1 protein-coding gene is annotated in these 1132 nt (G+C 62.6%); it reads right to left on the reverse strand.

Annotation, left to right across the window (positions count from 1 at the left end; all coding sequences use genetic code 11):
* Positions 1-42: 42 nt before the first annotated feature.
* Positions 43-996, reverse strand: coding sequence for a DUF1194 domain-containing protein (locus I6F21_RS37505; RefSeq protein WP_225184356.1), 954 nt, complete (start codon positions 994-996; stop codon positions 43-45).
* Between the last annotated feature and the right edge of the window lie 136 nt (positions 997-1132).

Raw genomic sequence — 1132 nt, forward strand, 5'->3', positions numbered from 1 at the left:
GGCCATGGGGGGCGATGGCCGGTTCCCGGCCCGCGGAAGGACCTAGCAGCCGCGGCAGATGCCCTTGATCTTCTTGTCGAGCAGCGCGTCATCCTTGCTGGACTGACTGCTCGCCGCCGGTTTGCTCATGGCCGGACTATTGCTCCCCGGTGTGATCGCGCCCCAGCGCTCCTGCCAGAGTTTCTCGCCGATCGTGCAGAGAACGCGCGGCTCCTTGTCCGTAGAGGGGGCAGGCGATTGATCTGGCGTTTGGCCCGCCACCTCGAGAGTCAGCTTGGTCCGGATCGCCTCCTTGAAATTTTCGCGATCGGTGACCGGTACGACAAAGGAACCCGGGCCGCCGATCACGCAATCCTCGTAGTACCAATCGATATGGTCGATATGCTGAAAGTCTGTCGGAGCAGCGGGTGTTGCGTTGGTCATGACCGGCAGGCCTGTGATGACGAGGCCTTGCTGCAACGCTGTGTCGCGCGCTGAGGTGACCGGATCGCCATTGCTGTTGGGGCCATCGCCCGAGACGTCGATGATACGGCGCGGACCACTGTAGGGGTTCTGCTCGAATAGCGAGGCGGCGAACTTAATTGCACTTGAAATCGAGGTGCGCGAACCGCGGCGGATCGGTGCATTGGTGATTTCAGTTGCGACCGCCTCAGCCGCTCCCGGCCCGTCGATCTGTCGCCAGGGAACGACAATTTTCTGGTCGCTGGTCGATGACCATTCGAAATAGGTCAGCGCGATCTTGCCGGCAGGACCGGCTCGCACCGCCCGGAGAAACTCCTGCGAGACGATGGCCTTGGCATAGCCTTCGCGTTGGGCTGCAAGGTCATCCGGCTCCATTGAGTAAGAAACGTCGACTGCGATGACGAGCTCGAGGTCTACGGCAGGGCGGCTGTCGCCCTGGGTCGCCGTTAGCGGCTGTGAGGCCGGCTCGGGACATGCCTGTGTCGATGTCAGGATCGCAATCAGGATCGATCCAATTGAGATCTGCCAACTCACGCTCGCCCTCCAGCCACCCATTCGTATCCTGACACGCGGAACGTGCAATCGGAAGGGTTGTCCGACTCATCATGGGCTGTTCTGGCCGCAACACGAATGACCCCGCCCGGGGGGACGGCCGGGCGGGGTCGGGGGC

The organism is Bradyrhizobium sp. NBAIM03 (genome assembly GCF_020194055.1).
GTDB classification, from domain to species: domain Bacteria; phylum Pseudomonadota; class Alphaproteobacteria; order Rhizobiales; family Xanthobacteraceae; genus Bradyrhizobium; species Bradyrhizobium yuanmingense.